Source organism: Bradyrhizobium sp. B025, assembly GCF_042257955.1.
Lineage (GTDB): Bacteria > Pseudomonadota > Alphaproteobacteria > Rhizobiales > Xanthobacteraceae > Bradyrhizobium > Bradyrhizobium diazoefficiens.
Genome location: NZ_CP170150.1, coordinates 7655118 through 7672849 on the forward strand (window position 1 = coordinate 7655118; position 17732 = coordinate 7672849).

Consider the following 17732-nt stretch of genomic DNA (forward strand, 5'->3'; position numbering starts at 1 on the left):
GGGGCCGCGAATGTCTGCTTCGAACAATCCCACGAGCGATATCTGGCCGCTCTCCACGGACGACGGCCCTCCGCTGGCGTGGTGGCGGATGCTCTCGGTGCATCAGTTCCGATACACCGAACAGTCAATCATCGGTACCATGTTGCAACGAATCGCCGTCCTTCATGGCGGCGACAAACTCCGGGCCGCCCTGAGTGGCGATCCGGCAGCTGCGATCGCTGCCGCCCTCTCCTTGATGCCGATCCGCGACATTTCGCTGACCGTCGACATCACGATGACCGCCCTGCTTCACTCGGCCCTCAGCGATGACCCCGCGGCCATGCTCGTGCTGTCGCACGTTCTTGGTCGCCTCGAGTTCGATCTTCCTTTTAAGGTCGAACTCGCCACCCTGTGGCTTAACCATCACATCCATTACGCTAAGGCTACCGGTCAGTCTGCCCGGACGGAGGCAATGGTCTCGCTGGCTCTTTGCGAGGAGGATCTCGCTTGAGCGCGAATGATGACGATGACAATTCCGATCATCTGGATCTACCGACAGCGGAGGACGCCGCCTCGACCGGCGCCGCTGCCGATTCGGCCGATTGGGACGAACGCCTCAAGGGCCTGCCCAGGCTTTTGCGCTATGCAATGCTGATTGTCGATGGCGCCGATCACGTTGAGGAGCGGCTCATCGCTGAAGTCGAAGAGCTCTGCCCGCAGTTGTCCCATAATCTCGCATGGGCCAAAGGCAGGTCGTTAGAGGGCGCAATGGCGCTGGCGGCTGAACTCGATCGCCGCGCGGTCGCTCATAGTGAGCCAGCTCTCAGGAGCCTTGCTGATAGTGTCCGGCTCGTGAGCTTGCCGACGCCACGTGATGACGAACACTTCCAGCAGCATCGCAGGGTCGCCAAGGCACTGGTCAAGGCCTTTCAGCTGAATTCGCTGATCGTCGAACAGAAGGTTCGCTGCGACCTTGAACGGTTCACCTATGGCTGGGCCGCGCTACAGGCCTGCACGCATTTTGTGCCAAAGAAGTTCTCTGCGGCAATGAACGCCTCCCTGGTCGGGCACCGCACGGCCGAGCATCGCATCTCCGCAGCCAAAGCGGCGTTGCGACTTCAGTTCAGGGAGGAGAATGACCGCCGAAGGCAACGGGAAGCCGACCGGACCGAAGCCGTCGAGCGACAAGCCGCCCCGATCCTCGAGGTCATTCCCGATCATCATCTCGTCGTTGCGCGTCTGTCCGAAAACGAGATGAAGAGCCCCAAGCTCAAGGAGATCATCGGGCCGCTGAAGGACGTCGTCAACGTCGCCTTACCGCTCGTTCAGGCACCGGCGTTGTACGAAGCGCGCAACACCCTGCTGTTCGAGTTCCCGTACGCCAGCGAGGTCGTCGACTTCGCCTTGGCAGATCTCGTTGGACGCGAGACAGTGCATTTGCGCCCCCTCCTGATCGTTGGCGAGCCCGGCGGTGGTAAGAGCCGGTTCGCCCGCCGACTGGGCGAGGTCTTGGGTGTCGCCGTATGGCGGAGCGATGCAAGCCGCTCCGATAGTGCTTCCTTCGGGGGCACGGACCGGCGCTGGTACTCAGCCGAGCCGTGTCACGCCTTCCTCGCAATTGCGCAGGCACGCATTGCCAATCCGCTCGTGCTGGTCGACGAGATCGAGAAGGCTGCGACGCGAAGCGACAATGGCCGACTTTGGGACGTGCTGCTCGCATTTCTCGAAGCGGAGACGAGCTCGCGCTATCCCGATCCCGCGCTTCAGACAAATCTTGATCTGTCGCAGGTAAGTTACGTCGCTACCGCAAACCGTCTCGATCCCCTGCCCGGTCCGATCCGGGACCGGTTCCGGGTCGTGAGCTTTCCCAAACCGACCTCCAAGGATCTCGACGCCCTGCTGCCGGCCGTGTTGACCGATCTCGCGAGGGAGCGCGGCCTCGATCAGAGTTGGGTGACGCCGCTCGATGGCATTGAGCACGAGGCGGTCGCGAGAAACTGGGCCGGTGGCTCGGTGCGCCGCCTGCGTCGTGTTGTCGAAGCCGTCCTGCGCGAGCGCGACATCCACGCATCGAGGAACTGATCATGGAGGAGAACGGCTCAGGAAGACCACGGCCGCTATTGCCTCGGCCGCCGCATTTGCGCGGGATAACCCGTCCCCAGGGCTTAAGTGGCGCACGCCCACCCGATACTATCACGGTCAATTCTCAGAGGACCGATGCCGTGACCGATCCCCAGATCGTCTGCCCCAACTGCCACACCGAAATCAAGCTGACGGAATCGCTCGCCGCTCCCCTCATCGCAGAGACGCGCCGCAAGTTCGATCAACAGCTTACTGCAAAGGAGGAAGACTTTGGCCGGCGCGAAGCGCTACTCAAGCAGGCCAGAGAAGAAATCGCGAAAGCTCGCGAGGCCGTTGACGAGCAGGTGGCGGCCAAGCTGAAGGCGGAGCGGGCGAACATCGCCGAAGCTGAAGCCAAGAGAGCGCGTCTGGCGGTCGCCGACGAGCTCAGCACCCGCGACTAGCAATTGGCCGATTTGCAGCAGATGCTCACGAGCAATGGCGAAAAGCTGGCTGCAGCCCAAAAGATCCAGGCGGGCATGCTTCGCAAGGAGCGCGAGCTCGACGATGCCAGGCGGGAAGTCGAGCTCACGGTCGAGACGAAGGTACAGGTGGCGCTTGCTGCCGTACGCGACAAGGCCAAGCTTGATGTCGAGGACTCGTTCAAGGCGGAGGTCGCCGAGAGCAGTTGTCATCTACTAGGATGACACTCTTCCGGAGCACAGGACGCAACTGCTGCACTAACTTCTCAACCTCGTAATGCCAGGCCGCGGCGAATACGAACACAAAATCATAAAGGCTTGCGCCAACAAGGACGTTCCGCAGGAATCCCCGTCGCTGCATAGCAAACGACGTTCCGGATCCTTGCGACATCATCGCGTCCAAGATCAATGCGCGCCGCGCTTCGGGAAGGCGAACAATGAAGCTCCGCTTCATCGGTGTGGTCAAAAGCCATCCAAACTCGTCTTCATCAGCGCGCGCGAGCACGACCTCGCCTCGCTTGCAGATGTTGCGGATCTCGAGTTCCCGGGCGACACGGTCTAATGACGAAGTCGAGTGTGCTCCACCCGGCCGCTTGGCACTCTTCCTGCATTTTTTCAGGAGCTCCCGAAGCTCCATAATCGTCAGCTTGCCCTCGCTGACATCTTCGAGCAATTTTCGACGGCGCTCCGGTTGCCTTGCGGCAATTCGAGCGACCCGCTCGACAGCAGCCACTGGCATCCTGACATCAGGTGCCAGCTCGGTGATGCCTTCTGCCTCCAGGAATTGTGCCGCAGCGATAAAGCGGCGGAGCGTGTTGTCGCTGAGCCTCACTTTCTTCGACAGCTTGGCGATGTAGTCGCCGCGTTCGCCGTGCTCTAAAGCTTCAAAGGGACGCAGATGCGGCCTGATATAGGCAAGCCAATCGTTTGCGATACGTCCGGGGCGCGCAGCCATAAAAAATCGTCGATTCGCGAAGGTCGTTTATTATAAGCCAGAGCTGTGGCTTTCCAAGCGAATGATGATGTTGACGGCAGGACGACTTCAGCTGACACTAAAGCTGGCAGACGAGATAGGCTGTCGTGCAATAGGATGCGATGAACGTGATTGTTGTGGGCGAAAAGCTGGCTGAGAAAGGGGCCTGTCCTGCTCTGCGTTACATTCGGAGTAACGGGGGGGAAGCCGACCTTTGCTTCGGCAGCGCGCATCAATCGAACGTCATCCAAGCTGACAGAGATCGGTCTCCAGGAATGAAGCTGGACGGCATGAATGTCGGGCAGGAAGCGGGCCCCAGGTTGAGTAGCGCGCATCGCGCGGTCGCTAACCGAGTGGAAAGCAGCGGGGCATCCGGCATTGGACCGGACGGCATCAATGTCTGCGGTGAGGCTTCCAGCGCCACGGAGCGCCTTCGTGGAAATCTCGTGGAAATCATCTTTTCGCCGGCCAGCCGCAAGGCGGCTAAACCCTTGAAGAAGATGGTGGGCACGACAGGGATCGAACCTGTGACCCCTACCATGTCAAGGTAGTGCTCTCCCGCTGAGCTACGTGCCCTAGAGGTCATTTCATCGGTGGGGTCCCTATAACGGCTCAGGGGACCCGGCGCAAGGACGGAAGGAGGCCGATTTAGGCCGCCAGCATCTTGTTCACTTCGCTGACCAATTCGCGCAGATGCACGGGCTTGGACAGCACCTTGGCGTTCTTGGGGGCGTCCGAATCCGAGTTCAGGGCGACCGCGGCGAAGCCGGTGATGAACATGATCTTGATGTCGGGGTCGAGTTCCGAGGCCCGGCGGGCGAGCTCGATCCCGTCCATCTCCGGCATCACGATGTCGGTCAGCAGCATCTCGAACGGCTCTTCGCGGAGCCGCTGGTAGGCGGCCATGCCGTTGTCATGGGACGAGACCTGAAAACCGGCGTTTTCCAGCGCCTTGACCAGGAAACGGCGCATGTCGTTGTCGTCTTCGGCGAGCAGGATCTTTGGCATGGCAGGAAACGTCGAATCCCCAGAGGATATCAGCAGAGGTCACTAAGCCCGACAGAGGGTAAATTTGGGGTGAAAATCTTTACCCTGGACGGATCGCGCTGCCGGCTCCTTGTGAACCGGAATGCGGATCGAATCAATCGAAGCCGACCGGACGATCCCCGCCTCGCTGCCTGCACGGTTAAGACATGTTCCAGCGCAGATCACATCTTTTCGCTTGGCAGAATGGTTGCGATTCCGGACAATGACGACACATGAGAGCCGCTCGACCGGCCGAATCAATCCGTTCAAGCCTTTGCCGGGCCTTACAGGATCCTGCTGGGCCGGATCTTGTGGCGTGAAGGGACGAAGCCTGGGAATAAGGGACGAAGCCTGAGAAGATGACCCGGTTTGACGGCGAGATGTCGCCAGCATTCGAGATCGTCGAGCCCGCCGAATGGCGCGCGCCGGTCATCTTCAACTCGCCCCATTCCGGCTCGACCTATCCGGACGAATTCCTCAGCGCCTCCAGGATCGACCTGCCGACGCTGCGGCGGTCGGAAGATTCCTTCATGGACGAGCTGATCGGCCATCTCAGCGCCCGCGGCTTTCCGACCGTGCGGGTTAACTTTCCCCGCTCCTATGTCGACGTCAACCGCGAGCCCTACGAGCTCGACCCCCGCATGTTCACCGGCCGCCTGCCGAGCTTTGCCAATACCCGCTCGATGCGGGTCGCCGGCGGCCTCGGCACCATCCCGCGCGTGGTCGGCGATGGCCAGGAGATCTATCGCGACCGTATCCTGGTCGACGATGCGTTGGCGCGGATCGAGACGCTCTACAAGCCCTATCACCGCGCGCTGCGCCGGCTGATCAACAAGGTGCACCAGATGTTCGGCACGGTGGTGCTGGTCGACTGCCACTCGATGCCCTCGGTCGGCGTCAGCAGGGACGAGCCGCGCCGGCCCGACATCGTGATCGGCGACCGCTACGGTACGAGTTGCACCCCGCTGTTACCCGACCGGGTCGAAGAGACCATGGGCGGGCTCGGCTATTCGATCGGCCGCAACAAGCCCTATGCCGGCGGCTTCATCACCGAGCATTACGGCAACCCGGCGAGCGGGCTTCACGCGGTGCAGCTCGAGCTCAACCGCGCGATCTACATGGACGAGCGACGACGCGAGCGCAGTCCGCGCTTTGCGCAAGTGGCAACCGACTTCGGCGTCCTCGCCGACGTGCTGGCGGCCACGATCCCGTTCGGCGATCTCGGACCGTTCCAGGCCGCGGCGGAATAGGCGGCAAGCCTGCGACGCGCGACCACGTCGCGGATCAAGGACCAGACAAAGCTGCGAGCGTATCGGGCGCCGGATCTTCACTTCGCGTTTTCGCACAGCCGAAGTGAAACAGGCGACCCAAAGAAAAAAGGGCCGCTCGCGAATGACGCAAGCGGCCCAAGTCTAGGGAGGAAACGCCCAAGGAGGGCAGCGGTAACGCAGAGCGCTACCGCACCGCAACAATATGCGGCCGCGCCGCACAAAGTGCAAGGGCTTTTGAGCCATTTCCCATGCAAAACACACATGGCTCTGTTGCTTCCAGAGAAACCCAGATTCAGTTCCTTTGATAAGGAAATTCAATGGGTTGATAGTCATTTGCATACGAACAAGGCATGTTCGGAACTAAGTTTTCAACTCAATGATCGATATTTGGCCAGGAGATGGCTCGGATGAGGCAACCGGCATCGGCATCCAAAATACCAGGGTGCAAATCAAGACAGCGCTGCACGCGAGAGGCGAATTGAGATAGGCAGATGCGAGCTTCACCCGACTTTCGTTTTGAGGATGCGCCGTGACGGTGATCGACTTCTCAGCCTTCATCGGAGGGCTCGCCACCGCCTCCGGCGAAACCATCCTGCCGTTCTTCCGCACCTCGCTGTCGATCGACGACAAGAGCAAGACCAAGGATTTCGATCCGGTGACCGAAGCCGACCGCGCCGCGGAGGCGGTGATGCGGCGGCTGATCAAGGCCAATTTCCCCCAGCACGGCATCGTCGGCGAGGAATTCGGCAATGAGCGCGAGGACGCCGACTATGTCTGGGTGCTCGATCCCATCGACGGCACGAAGTCCTTCATCGGCGGGTTCCCGATCTGGGGCACGCTGATCGCGCTGCTGCACAAGGGCGCGCCGGTGTTCGGCATGATGCACCAGCCCTTCATCGGCGAGCGTTTTTCCGGCGACAACGGCTCGGCCAACTATAAAGGCCCCTCCGGCGAGCGTCGGCTCCAGGTCCGCCGCTGCGCTTCGCTGTCGGAGGCGACGACCTACACCACGAGCCCGCTGCTCATGAACGAGCGCGACCGCGCCATTTTCGGCCGTATCGAGAAGGGCGCGCGGCTGTCGCGCTATGGCGGCGACTGCTACTCCTATTGCATGCTGGCGGCCGGCCACGTCGATCTCGTGGTCGAGACCGAGCTGAAGCCCTACGACATCGCGGCCCTGATCCCGATCGTGACCGGCGCCGGCGGCGTCGTCACCACCTGGGAAGGCAAGCCGGCCCAGGGCGGCGGCCGCATCATCGCGGCGGGCGATGCCAGGGTCCACGAAGAAGCAATGAAACTGCTCAACGGATAGCCGCCCCAAGAGGCTTGTATGAAAAACTGGCGTAAGCTCTTCCTCGCAAGCCTGCTTCTGTTTCCCGCCCTCGCCTCCGCCCAGAATTTTCCGGCCAAGCCGATCAAGCTGATCGTGCCGTTCCCGGCCGGCGGCCCCAACGACATCATCGCGCGCGTGATCGGCCAGCGCATGTCCGAGCTCTCGGGCCAGCCGGTGCTGATCGACAATCGCGGCGGCCAGGGCGGCGTGCTCGGCACCGACGCGGTCTCGAAGGCCGCGCCCGACGGCTACACCATCGCGATCTCCTCAGCCGGCGCGCTCGCGATCAGCCCGAGCATGGAGCGGGTCGCCTACGACACATTGTCCGACCTCACGCCGGTAACGCTGGTTGCGACCGTGCCGGAAATGCTTGTCGTCGCCACCAACGTCCCCGCCAAGGACATCGGCGAATTGATCGCGCTGGCCAAGGCGCAGCCCGGAAAGCTCAACTTCGCCTCCTCCGGCCCCGGCAGCCTGCCGCACCTCGCCGGCGAATTGTTCAAGCTGACCGCGAAGATCGACATCGTGCACGTGCCCTATCGCGGCGCCGCACCCGCGGTGAACGACCTGCTGGGCCAGCAGGTGCAGATAACGTTCCTCGATCTTCCGGTGCTGCTGCCGCAGGTCAAGGCCGGCGCCTTGCGGCCGATCGCGGTCGGTTCAGTCGAGCGCGCACCGACCGCGCCTGAGGTACCGACCACGGCGGAAGCGGGCTTTCCTGATCTGCGCATCGAGAACTGGTACGGCATGGTCGCGCCCAAGGGCACGCCGAAGGAGATCGTCGCAGCGCTGCATGGCCTGGCGACCAAGGCGATGGCGGATCCGGCCGTGAAGGAAAAGCTCGCCGCGCAAGGCGCGACGCTTGTTGGTGATGAGCCGGAGCATTTCCGCCAATTCATCGCGGACGAGACGAAGAAGTGGACGAAGGTGATCAAGGACGCCGGGGTGGAGACGGCGAAGTAGCGCTCGGTAAGCGAACGGCCTCACACCGCCTCGGCCCGCAAATGCTCCACCAGCATCTTCGCCGGGCGCGGCAGCGTCTTGAAGCTTCGCGCGCAGATCACGAGTTTGCGGTTGGCGAAGGCATCGCGCAGGCGGACCATGGCGAGCGGCATCAGCTTGGCGCAGCGGCGGGCAGCGGCTTCGGGCACCAGGGCGACGCCGACATCGGCGGCGACCATCTGGCAGATCGCATCGAAGTCGCGCAGGCGCGCGCGGTAATGCGGCCGCATGCCAAGCCGGGCCGCGTGTTTCGAAATATGAACCTGGAGCGCGGTGGCGCTGGTGAGCCCGACGAACTCGCACGCGCCCGCCTCCTGAAAATCGATCTGGCGGCGGCCGGCGAACGGGCCGCGCCGTGACGTCACCAACGTCAGGTGATCCTCGCTGAAGACGAAGCGCTCGATATGGTCGGGCAGCGCGTGCTCCGCGGCGAAGCCGAGGTCGGCGGCACCGGCGGTGATCGCCGCCGCGATGTCGGTGCTCTCGCGCTCCTCGATGTCGATGGCGACGTCGCGATGCTCGCGCAGGAAGCCGGCCAGCGCCTTCGGCAGATGCTCCGACAGGCCGGAGGTGTTGGCGAGAAAATGCACGCTGGCGCGCACGCCGCTGGCAAAGCCGGCGAGATCGCCGCGCATGGCGTCGATCTGGTGAATGACGAGACGGGCATGATCGAGCAGGCTCTCGCCGGCCGCGGTCAACTCAACGCCTCGGCGGCCGCGCTTGAGCAGCGCGACGCCGAGCGCATCCTCCAGCCCCTTGATGCGCGCGCTGGCCGAGGCCAGCGCCAGATGCGACCGCTCCGCGCCGCGGGTGATGCTGCGCTGGTCGGCGACTGCGATGAACAGCTGGAGATCGACGAGATCGAAACGCATTTGGTCTCCTCCAACCAAGCCTTCGTCCATAGCGAAGGCTGTCTCCGTAACCTCCAGATTGTGCCCGGGCGCGGCTTCGGTCAATGTGCAGGTCATGATCGACCCTTTCCTCATTGTCATCGCCGCCGTCTTCCTGGTCGCCGGATTCGTCAAGGGCGTGGTCGGGCTCGGCCTGCCGACCGTCTCCATGGGCCTGCTCGCGGTGAGCATGGCCCCGAGCCGCGCGATCGCCATCGTCATCGTGCCCGCCATCATCACCAACATTTGGCAGACTTTCGTCGGACCGTACTTGCGCGACATCCTCAGGCGGCTGTGGCCGCTGATGATCGGCACCGTGATCGGCTGCTGGCTCAATGCCGGCGCGCTGACCGGCCCGCACGCGCGCTACGGCACGATCGTGCTCGGCGCCCTGCTCGTGATCTACGCGGTGATCGGCCTGAACAAATTCCAGTTCCGCGTCGCGCCGCAGAACGAGAAATGGGTCGGTGGCGTGGTCGGCGTGGTCACCGGCGTGATCTCCGCCTCGACCGGCGTGCAGGTGATCCCCTCGATGCCGTTCATGCAGGCGATCGGCATGGAGAAGGACGAGCTGGTGCAGGCACTCGGCGTGTTCTTCACGACCGCGACGCTGGCGCTCGCCTTCAACCTCACCGCCGGCGGATTGCTGACGCCGGCCAATGCGGTGCCGGGCGCCGTGGGCCTCGCCATGGCCTTTGCCGGCATGCTCATCGGCCAGTCGGTGCGGACGCGGATGCCGGCGGAGGCGTTTCGCCGCTGGTTCCTGATCGCGATGATCCTGCTCGGCCTTTATCTGGCCGGCAGCGCGCTGGCGAAGGAATTCGCCTGAGAAGAGGCTCACGCCTTCGGCGCGTAGCCCGGCACCCATTTATCGTATTGAGGCAGATCGTCCTGGATCGTCCACCACGGCGCGCGCGACGAGGTGAAGACGTGGAGGCGGGGCCTGACGTCAGGATCGTCATCGAGCAGGCCGGCGGGAATGCTGACGGTCGGCAAATAACTCGCCTTGCCCGGCGTCAGGCAGCCGCAGGTCTTGCAGCGATGGCGAAAACTGCCCGGCGCGGACTCGTAAGCCACCGTCATGTCCTCGCCCGCGACAAAGCGAAACTTGTCGGCTTCAACATGGGCATAGGTGGCGAATGCCGCGCCGGTCAGCTTGCGGCAATTGACGCAATGACAATGCGTCAGCGTGCGAACCTCGTCGATCTCGAAACGCACGGCGCCGCACAGACAGCTTCCACGAATCATCGAAACCTCCCGCGCGTGGCCTCTATCGGGCCGATTGCATGCCACACCAGTCATTCGTTCGAACGAGTTACCGCGTCTCCAGCATGGCGACGCGGATGCCGAGATAAATGAACAGGCCGCCGAGCGCACGGTTGACCCAGGCGATCGCGCCCTCGGAGGCCCGCAAGCGGTGCGCGGCCTTTGCCGCGAACGCCGCCAGCACCAGGCACCACAGCGTTCCCGTGCAGATGAAAATCAGGCCGAGGGTCAGGAAGGCGAGCGGCTTGTGCGGAGAATCGGCTGCGACGAATTGCGGCAGGAAGGCCAGGAAGAACAGCGCGACCTTGGGATTGAGCGCGTTGGTGAAGACGCCCTGGAGGAACACCCGCCGCAACGAGCTCCGCGCCGGCTCGTCGATCGCCGATGCCAGCGTCGGGCGCGACCACAGCATCTGAAGTCCCGTGACGACCAGATAGGCCGCACCAACCAGCTTCAGGATCGAAAAAGCGGTAGATGAGGCCATCAGCAGGGCCGAAAGGCCGATTGCCGCGCCTGCGACGTGGAAAAAACAGCCGCAACTGATGCCCAAGGCGGCGGCAGCCCCGCCCCGCCAGCCCATCTGCATGCTGCGGCCGATGACGTAGACGGAGTCCGGTCCCGGCGTGATGTTGAGCAGCACGCCCGACAGGATGAAGAGCCAGATTTCGTGAATGCCCAGCATGTGAGGTGCCCCGCCGCCCCGTCCGTCTCAAGGGATCGGGCTTAGTCGGTTCGGCGGCCGTCGTCCACCGCCGGGACTGCGTAGGATTTACCTTGAATTTGCAATGCGGATCATACTTTCCCGCGGCCTCATCTGCTCTATAAAGGCAGGGTTCTTGAAATGCGGGATTCGAGGCGACTGCCACGCCGTGGCCAGTCCTCCATCCTTTGGAGCTCCGAGAATATGGAAAGACGTCTGGCTGCCATTGTTTGCGCCGATGTCGCCGGCTATTCGCGCATGATGGGCAGCGACGAGGCTGGCACCCATGCCGCCTTCAAGGCGCATCGCAGCGCGATTCACCCCATCATCCTCAATCACGGCGGCCGCGTCGTGAAGAACACCGGCGACGGCTTCCTGCTGGAGTTCCCCTCGATCGTCGGCGCCACCGAAGCCGCGATCGCGATGCAGACGCTGATGGCGGAGCGCAACCACCATCTGCCGGCTGACCGCGCCATGCAGTTCAGGCTCGGCATCCACATGGGCGACGTCATCGCCGACGAGGACGAGGTGTTCGGTGACGATGTCAACATTGCCGTCCGCCTGGAATCGGTGGCGAGCCCCGGCGGCTTCGCCATCTCGGCCAAGGCCTACAGCGAGGCGAACAAGCATCTCACCGTGCCGCTGGTCGATGGCGGCAACCATCGCTTCAAGAACATCAAGGATGCGGTCGGGGTCTGGACCTGGAAGCCCGAGGGCGCACGGGCGATCGCCCCCGAGCTGAGGGAGGCCTCCGCACTCTCGCAGCAGTACCGCACCGCGATCGTCGGCGTGCTGCCCTTCGCCAATCTCAGCGACGCCCAGGACGAATACTTCTCCGACGGCCTGACCGAGGATCTGATCCACGCGCTGTCGCTGCAATCCTTCTATCGGGTGCTGAGCCGCAACTCGACCTTCGCCTTCAAGGGCAAGAACACGAGCACTCGGCTGATCGCGCGCGAGATCGACGCCACCTATCTGATCCAGGGCTCGGTGCGGCGCGCCGGAGCCAAGATCCGCGTCACCGCGGAGCTGATCGCGCCGGAGACCGGCGAGCAGCTCTGGACCGGGCGCTACGACCGCGACATCGGCGACTTCTTCGCGATGCAGGACGAGATCACCACCAACCTGTCCGCCGCCATCGCCACCGAGATCGTCCGCGCGGAGGCCTCGGCGCCCGCGCGGCTCTCGACCGACGTAACCGCGTGGGACCGTTTCCTCAAGGGGCTGTCGCATTACTACCGGCAGACCAAGGAGGACCTGGCCGCCGCCATCGACCTGTTCCGGGAGGCCATCGCGGTCGATCCCAAGCTGTCGATCGCGCACGCCTACCTTGCCACGATCCAGATCCAGAGCATCCAGTTCGGCTGGGTCAAGGGTACGCGGGAGATGTGGGCCGAGGCGATGAACCTCGCCGAAACCAGTGTCCGGCTCGACCCGCGCTCCTCCTTCGCGTTCTCGATCCTGTCCTGGGCCCATGCGATGGAAGGGCATTACGAGGCCGCGATGGACGCCGCCAAGCGCGCGGTCGCACTCAACCCCTACGACAACGGCGCGCGCGGCGTGCTCGGCATCTGCCATTTCGTGATCGGCGAGCACCGCGAGGCGATCGAGCTGTTTTCGATGGCCGCGCAGCGCGACAACAGCGACCCGCGCTACCAATGGGCCGCACTGAACGCGTTCAGCCATTATCTGTTGGGGCAGTATGACGCGACCCTGTCGTGGGCCCGCGAGCAGCTCTACATCAACCCGAACCACATGCAGGCGCTGGCGATCCGAGCCGCAGCGCTGGCGCAATTGGGGCGGACCGGCGAGGCCGTCGAGGCGACCCGCGTGCTCATGGGCAACTACCCGACCCTGAATGTCGACCGCCATTTGCGCAATTTCCACTGGAAGCGGCCCGAGGACCTCGCTCATTACCGCGAGGGGCTTCTGAAGGCGGGCGTGCCGCTCGGCAAGCTGACGCTGGTCCAGAGCGACGTCAAACGCGCCGCCGAGTCCTGACAGGCGGACTGCGGCCGCGCGACGATCTCTCGTCCGCTCTTGTTGACAGCACAGTGAATTCAGCCACACTTTGTCACACGCTGAAGTAGTATAGTCGGCGGCGGCCGCGCTGGCTGTTTGTTAGGACTTTCCGCGCTTGATCGGCGCGTCTGATTTTCACGATTCGCCGTTTTCAGGAATTGGGCCATGCATCACCCCGCCTCGAAGCCCCCCTTCGACCCCTCGATCGGGGTCTCGCCGAACAATCCCTGTCCATTCCTGCGCGGCCTCGTCGGCGAAGGCTTCGTCGACGGCGGGACCGTCCCGCTCAACACGCTTTCGCAGACCATCGCGAATGCGAGCGGCGAGACGGGGCTGATGAAGAGCTGGGCCCGGATCCAGGTCCGCGGCGTTGCGCTCATCGCCAACGGATTTAGCCACATCCTGAAAAGCATCCGGTCGGGCCCGCAGCTCGACGAACTGCGCGGTGGCCCTCTGGACAAGCGCGGCGCCGGCTCGCGCGTCCTCGGCGTCGACGGCAAGGTCAACGAGGACGAGATCGCGCGGCTCCAGAGCTTCGGCCGGACCTACACCGATCCGGACACCGGCAGCAGCGAGCCCGGCCTCAACGCTGCGGAAATCAAGACCTTCATGCACGAGAACCTCAAGCGCGCAGGCAGCGCCGTGCGCTGGTACTACCCCGTGCTGATGCAGTTCGAATGGCCCGTCCTGCTGAAGATCATGGGCAAGGGCACGAGTAAGGAGGATCGCTATCTCAGCGTCGCCGACGTGCGCACGCTGCTGAACGCGCGCCAATTCCCCGACCGCATCAACCAGCGGATTTTATCGCAGCCGCTGCTGTCATCCTGCGCGCTCAGGTTTCGCTGGGCTCTCGGGATCATAGCGTTCCTGTTCGCGGCCGCTCTTGTCGCGCTCGTGGCGGTCGCCGAATTCCCCGACCAGGTCCGCGCCATGCTGCCGCAGAAGGGAGTCCTCGCACAGCTGCTGCCGCCGCCCTTGCCAAAACTCCCGGAGACGACGGCGGCCTTCTGGCTCGAGCAGAACTGGTCGCTGGAGGACCGGCACTGGTTCCACCACACCAGCCAGGGCACCGCGACCTTTCCGGTTCCCTACACCTGGTTCATGGCGCTGGAGCAGCCGCGTCTTCGCCTGTTCTCACGCCCCGGCATGGTGAAGGACAGCGCCTATCTCGAGCGCTTCGGCTTCATCCAGAGCCCGCAATCCATCAAGACCGACGCAACCACGCTGCGGAGCTTCGGCTACGCCAATGTCTACGACACGACGCAGCCGAAGAGCCTGTCGACCGATTGGTCACCGGTCGAGAATGTCGACGGCCTGCCGGTCGGCTTCGCGCGGATGACGGGCGTCGTCGATCCCGCGACCGGCCGCCGCGAGGAAGACAAGATCGGGCTGACCTGCGCCGCCTGCCACACCGGGCACGTGCGCTACAAGGGCGTGGACGTGCGCTTCGACGGCGGCCCCGCCATGACCGACCTGAAGAAGCTCGAGAGCGTGACCGGGCTCTCGATCGCCTACACGCTCTACGTGCCGTTCCGCTTCAAGCGGTTCGCCGACCGCGTACTCGGCCCCGATGCGAGCGACGCCGACCGCAATGCGCTCAAGCAGAGCCTCAAGGCGACCCTCACATTCCTGCTCGACTGGCAAAAGGGTTACGACAAGACGATCGCCGGCAAGAAGACCTGGGACGGCAAGCAGCAAAAGGACACGGAAGAAGGCTTCGGCCGTCTCGATGCGCTCAATCGCATCGGCAACCAGGTGTTCTCGCAGGATTTCGCGCTGAGCGGGGTCAAGGGATTCGAGAAGAACCTGCATGCCCAGGACGCGCCGGTCAGCTTCCCTCCGATCTGGACCGTGCCGTGGCTCAAATTCGCGCAGTACGATGCCTCGATCGAGCAGCCGCTGATCCGCAATGCCGGCGAGGCGCTCGGCGTGACGGCGCTGCTCAACCTGTCCGACGCCTATCCCAAGGACAGGCTCTACCGGTCCTCGGCCGATGTCACCAACCTGCACTGGATCGAGAGTCTGCTGGCGGGCCCCAATCCCTACGCGCAGAAGAAGCTCGGCGGACTGACCTCGCCGAGATGGCCTTCGCAGATTCTCGGCGACGACTGGAAGGTCAATCCGGACCGCGTCAAGAGCGGCCGCAAGCTCTACGCAAAGATCTGCGTGGAGTGCCACCTCGGTCCCGTCAACGATCCCGAGTTCGACAAGGAGTTTCCGCAGGAGAGCGTGTGGTCGTCGTCGCGCTGGGAGCGCATCGGCGACGAGATGGTGCTCAACCCGATCCAGAAGAGCGTCACGGGCATGGGGACGGATTCCGCCCAGGCCAGAGTCCTGGAGAAGCGGACGGTCTCGGTGCCGGGCTTCCTCGATCTGAATCCGACACGCATCCTCGGCGACCAATGGAAATGCGCCAACCTGCCGGAGACGACCTCGACCGAAATGCCCTATTCGGTTGGGCTGATGGCGATCGTCGACATCGTCAGCCGCAAGGCGATGAATGACGCTCAAATCCCGCCCGACGCGCAGAAGCGCTGGTGGGGCGCCCGCGCCAATTGTCCCAAGCCCGGGCCGCAGCCGCCGGATCCCAAGGAGCCCGGTCCCTGGTATCGCGCGCGCCCGCTGAACGGGGTGTGGGCCACCGCGCCCTATCTCCACAACGGCTCAGTGCCCTCGCTGGACTGGATGCTGAGGCCTGCTGCCGAGCGACCCAAGAAATTCTGCATGGGCCAGCGCGACTACGATCCGAAGCTGGTCGGCTTCGCCGTCGTCGAGGGCGAGCGCTGCAAGACCGGAGAAACGCAGTTCTCGACCACCTGGCCCGACGGCACCGAGATCAACGGCAACAGCAATCTCGGCCATTCGTTCGAGGGCAAGGGGCCGCCGCACAAGGACGGCGTCGTCGGCCGCCTGCTGGAGGAAGAAGAGCGCAAGGACCTGATCGAGTATCTGAAGACGCTGTAGCGCGGTCCTTTCACCTCTCCCCGCATCCGCCTTCGCTGAAGCTTCAGCGGACAAGAGCGGGGCGAGGGAGCGCACCGTCGCTGCCGCTCACTTGAACAGCGGCGTGCCCGGCACGAAGGCGTCGAAGGCGGCCCAGAACTGGGAGCGGTAGCGGTCCTGCTCCTGGAGGATCTCGTGCTTCGAGCCGGCGATCACGAGATGGGAGCCGGCGCGCAAATGGTAGGCGAACTCCTCGATCGCGGCGGTCGAAACCACGGTGTCGCTGGAGGCCGCCAGCATCAGGATCGGCTGGCGGATCTCGGAGGGGTAGTTCATGCCCTTGAAGGTGTGCATGGCGCGGAAGGCGCTATCGGCCCAGGCGACCGTCGGTGACGCCAGCCCGAGCGTCGGATCCTCCTCCAGGATCGCGGCGTTGCGCGCATAACGCACGGGATCGCTGGTCAGGGGATTGTTGATGAAGGGATCGAGCCCGGTGATGCGGTCGCTGCCGCCGGGAACATAGCGGCCGCCCATCCCCATCAGGCGCATCGTCTTCAGAAGCGCCCGCGACGGAAACGAGGTGGTGCGGCCTGGCAGGTCGATCATTGGCGCCGACAGCACCATGCGGTCGAACCAGCGCTTGCCCGCATGCGCAACGCGCAGCAACACCGTACCGCCCATGGAGTGGGCGAGCGCGAAGAAGGGCGGCGGGCAATCCGGCAGCACCACCTGCTGCACGAAGGTCTCGACGTCGATTTCGAAATCGGCGAAGTCGCGCACATAGCCCTTGCGCGGATCGCGCAGGCGGCGCGAGGAGTGGCCCTGCCCGCGCCAGTCGATCATCGCCACCGCAAAGCCGCGGTCGCGCAGGTCGCGCACGGTCTCGAAATATTTCTCGATCTGCTCGCTGCGTCCGGTGAAGACGCAGACCGTGCCCTTGCGGTTCGCCGGCGGCGCCCAGCGCGCAAAGCGCAGCTCGGCGCCATCGGGTGTCTTGATGGTGCCGCTGACGACGTCTTCGGGAACGGGATTGGACGGAATCGAGATCAGCGTCATTGGGCGAGAAATGCTGAAAATCAAGGGCGGGAGCGCCGAAAAGGCGCAAGTTGCCGCCCTCTTGAACGCCGTTCCCTTGAACCCATATCACCATGGTGCAGGCCGCTACCAGTGTTTCGGAACCGGAACATCAGGCTGCACACAGACTAAAGCCCGGCCCGATTGGCGGGCGGGTTACCAAACAGTCGCTCAATGGAGGACTTGACCATGCGTACCTACGATCTCACCCCCTTCTATCGTTCCACCGTCGGCTTCGACCGCCTCTTCAACCTGCTCGACCAGGCCGGTTCGGACGGCAGCCCCGGTTATCCCCCCTACAACATCGAGCGCACCGGCGAGAACGCCTACCGCATCACCGTTGCGGTCTCGGGCTTTGCCAAGGATGAGCTCTCCATCGTCGCGAAGGAAAACACGCTGACGATCAAGGGCGAGAAAGTCGCAAACGAGAACTCGAAGTCCGAAGTGATTTACCGCGGCATCGCCGCGCGTGCCTTCGAGCGCGCCTTTCAGCTTGCCGATTTCGTGCAGGTGAAGGACGCCTCGCTCGAGAACGGGCTGCTTCACGTCGATCTCGTCCGCGAGATTCCCGAAGCCAAGAAGCCGCGCCAGATCGCGATCAACGCCGGCGCGCCCAAGGCGCAGGTGATCGAGAACTCGGCCGCGCAAGTCGCCGCGTAAAACACGCACGCCACTTCCAGGTTGCGAAAACGCCCCGGTGCCCCGGGGCG

Annotated in this window: 17 protein-coding genes and 1 tRNA gene; 11 read left to right on the forward strand and 7 right to left on the reverse strand. The window is 63.8% G+C overall.

Annotation, left to right across the window (positions count from 1 at the left end; genetic code table 11):
* Positions 1 to 10 precede the first annotated feature (10 nt).
* The 4 genes from ACE10W_RS36270 to ACE10W_RS36285 all read left to right on the forward strand — a co-directional run bounded on the left by ACE10W_RS36270 (position 11) and on the right by ACE10W_RS36285 (position 2747).
* Positions 11 to 490 carry a hypothetical protein gene (locus ACE10W_RS36270; RefSeq protein ID WP_304548713.1) on the forward strand — a complete coding sequence of 160 codons (480 nt, stop codon included), beginning with the start codon at positions 11 to 13 and terminating at the stop codon, positions 488 to 490.
* Positions 487 to 2061, forward strand: a complete 1575-nt coding sequence (locus tag ACE10W_RS36275; RefSeq protein WP_271613082.1) for an AAA family ATPase — start codon at positions 487 to 489, stop codon at positions 2059 to 2061. The genes ACE10W_RS36270 and ACE10W_RS36275 overlap by 4 nt, the downstream gene beginning before the upstream one ends.
* Before the next feature lie 140 nt (positions 2062 to 2201).
* Positions 2202 to 2504 (forward strand): hypothetical protein, encoded by a 303-nt coding sequence (locus ACE10W_RS36280; protein ID WP_051000294.1) that lies wholly within the window; start codon positions 2202 to 2204, stop codon positions 2502 to 2504.
* Positions 2505 to 2507: 3 nt separating this feature from the next.
* Complete coding sequence (locus ACE10W_RS36285; RefSeq protein ID WP_249163493.1) at positions 2508 to 2747, forward strand: hypothetical protein; 240 nt, start codon at positions 2508 to 2510, stop codon at positions 2745 to 2747.
* Here the strand turns inward: ACE10W_RS36285 and ACE10W_RS36290 are convergent.
* From ACE10W_RS36290 to cpdR, 3 genes are all read right to left on the reverse strand, one after another.
* Complete coding sequence (locus ACE10W_RS36290; protein ID WP_171901129.1) at positions 2704 to 3477, reverse strand: hypothetical protein; 774 nt, start codon at positions 3475 to 3477, stop codon at positions 2704 to 2706. The genes ACE10W_RS36285 and ACE10W_RS36290 overlap by 44 nt on opposite strands.
* A gap of 519 nt (positions 3478 to 3996) precedes the next feature.
* Positions 3997 to 4071, reverse strand: a tRNA-Val gene (locus ACE10W_RS36295).
* Positions 4072 to 4143: 72 nt separating this feature from the next.
* A complete protein-coding gene (cpdR, locus tag ACE10W_RS36300; protein ID WP_007597092.1) occupies positions 4144 to 4503 on the reverse strand; it encodes a cell cycle two-component system response regulator CpdR in 360 nt (119 codons plus the stop codon).
* Between the two features lie 377 nt (positions 4504 to 4880).
* Between cpdR and ACE10W_RS36305 the strand changes: the two genes are divergently transcribed.
* From ACE10W_RS36305 to ACE10W_RS36315, 3 genes are all read left to right on the forward strand, one after another.
* Positions 4881 to 5771 carry an N-formylglutamate amidohydrolase gene (locus tag ACE10W_RS36305; protein ID WP_011090455.1) on the forward strand — a complete coding sequence of 297 codons (891 nt, stop codon included), beginning with the start codon at positions 4881 to 4883 and terminating at the stop codon, positions 5769 to 5771.
* 550 nt (positions 5772 to 6321) lie between these two features.
* Positions 6322 to 7104, forward strand: a complete 783-nt coding sequence (hisN, locus tag ACE10W_RS36310; protein ID WP_011090456.1) for a histidinol-phosphatase — start codon at positions 6322 to 6324, stop codon at positions 7102 to 7104.
* Between the two features lie 18 nt (positions 7105 to 7122).
* Positions 7123 to 8088 (forward strand): tripartite tricarboxylate transporter substrate binding protein, encoded by a 966-nt coding sequence (locus ACE10W_RS36315; RefSeq protein ID WP_304548737.1) that lies wholly within the window; start codon positions 7123 to 7125, stop codon positions 8086 to 8088.
* A 20-nt stretch (positions 8089 to 8108) separates the two neighbouring features.
* Here ACE10W_RS36315 and ACE10W_RS36320 read toward each other — a convergent pair whose 3' ends face one another.
* Positions 8109 to 8999, reverse strand: a complete 891-nt coding sequence (locus ACE10W_RS36320; protein ID WP_028173870.1) for a LysR substrate-binding domain-containing protein — start codon at positions 8997 to 8999, stop codon at positions 8109 to 8111.
* 94 nt (positions 9000 to 9093) lie between these two features.
* Between ACE10W_RS36320 and ACE10W_RS36325 the strand changes: the two genes are divergently transcribed.
* The gene (locus ACE10W_RS36325; RefSeq protein ID WP_304548739.1) at positions 9094 to 9846 is read left to right on the forward strand and encodes a sulfite exporter TauE/SafE family protein; all 753 of its coding nucleotides are present in this window, start codon (positions 9094 to 9096) and stop codon (positions 9844 to 9846) included.
* 8 nt (positions 9847 to 9854) lie between these two features.
* Here the strand turns inward: ACE10W_RS36325 and ACE10W_RS36330 are convergent, their stop codons facing one another.
* Together ACE10W_RS36330 and ACE10W_RS36335 are read right to left on the reverse strand one after the other, a co-directional pair.
* Positions 9855 to 10265, reverse strand: a complete 411-nt coding sequence (locus ACE10W_RS36330; RefSeq protein ID WP_028173868.1) for a GFA family protein — start codon at positions 10263 to 10265, stop codon at positions 9855 to 9857.
* Between the two features lie 67 nt (positions 10266 to 10332).
* The gene (locus ACE10W_RS36335) at positions 10333 to 10965 is read right to left on the reverse strand and encodes a LysE family translocator (protein ID WP_028173867.1); all 633 of its coding nucleotides are present in this window, start codon (positions 10963 to 10965) and stop codon (positions 10333 to 10335) included.
* A gap of 222 nt (positions 10966 to 11187) precedes the next feature.
* Here ACE10W_RS36335 and ACE10W_RS36340 point away from each other — a divergent pair, with 222 nt between their 5' ends.
* On the forward strand, positions 11188 to 12984 hold the full coding sequence (locus tag ACE10W_RS36340) for an adenylate/guanylate cyclase domain-containing protein (RefSeq protein ID WP_038966174.1): 1797 nt from the start codon (positions 11188 to 11190) through the stop codon (positions 12982 to 12984).
* A 186-nt stretch (positions 12985 to 13170) separates the two neighbouring features.
* Entirely contained in the window at positions 13171 to 15969 is a 2799-nt protein-coding gene (locus ACE10W_RS36345; RefSeq protein WP_304548740.1) for a di-heme-cytochrome C peroxidase, read from the forward strand.
* Between the two features lie 87 nt (positions 15970 to 16056).
* On the opposite strand, the gene ACE10W_RS36350 is transcribed toward ACE10W_RS36345, so the two are convergent.
* Positions 16057 to 17004, reverse strand: a complete 948-nt coding sequence (locus ACE10W_RS36350) for an alpha/beta fold hydrolase (protein WP_011090464.1) — start codon at positions 17002 to 17004, stop codon at positions 16057 to 16059.
* A gap of 207 nt (positions 17005 to 17211) precedes the next feature.
* Between ACE10W_RS36350 and ACE10W_RS36355 the strand changes: the two genes are divergently transcribed.
* A complete protein-coding gene (locus tag ACE10W_RS36355) occupies positions 17212 to 17682 on the forward strand; it encodes an Hsp20 family protein (protein ID WP_028173863.1) in 471 nt (156 codons plus the stop codon).
* Positions 17683 to 17732: the final 50 nt, after the last annotated feature.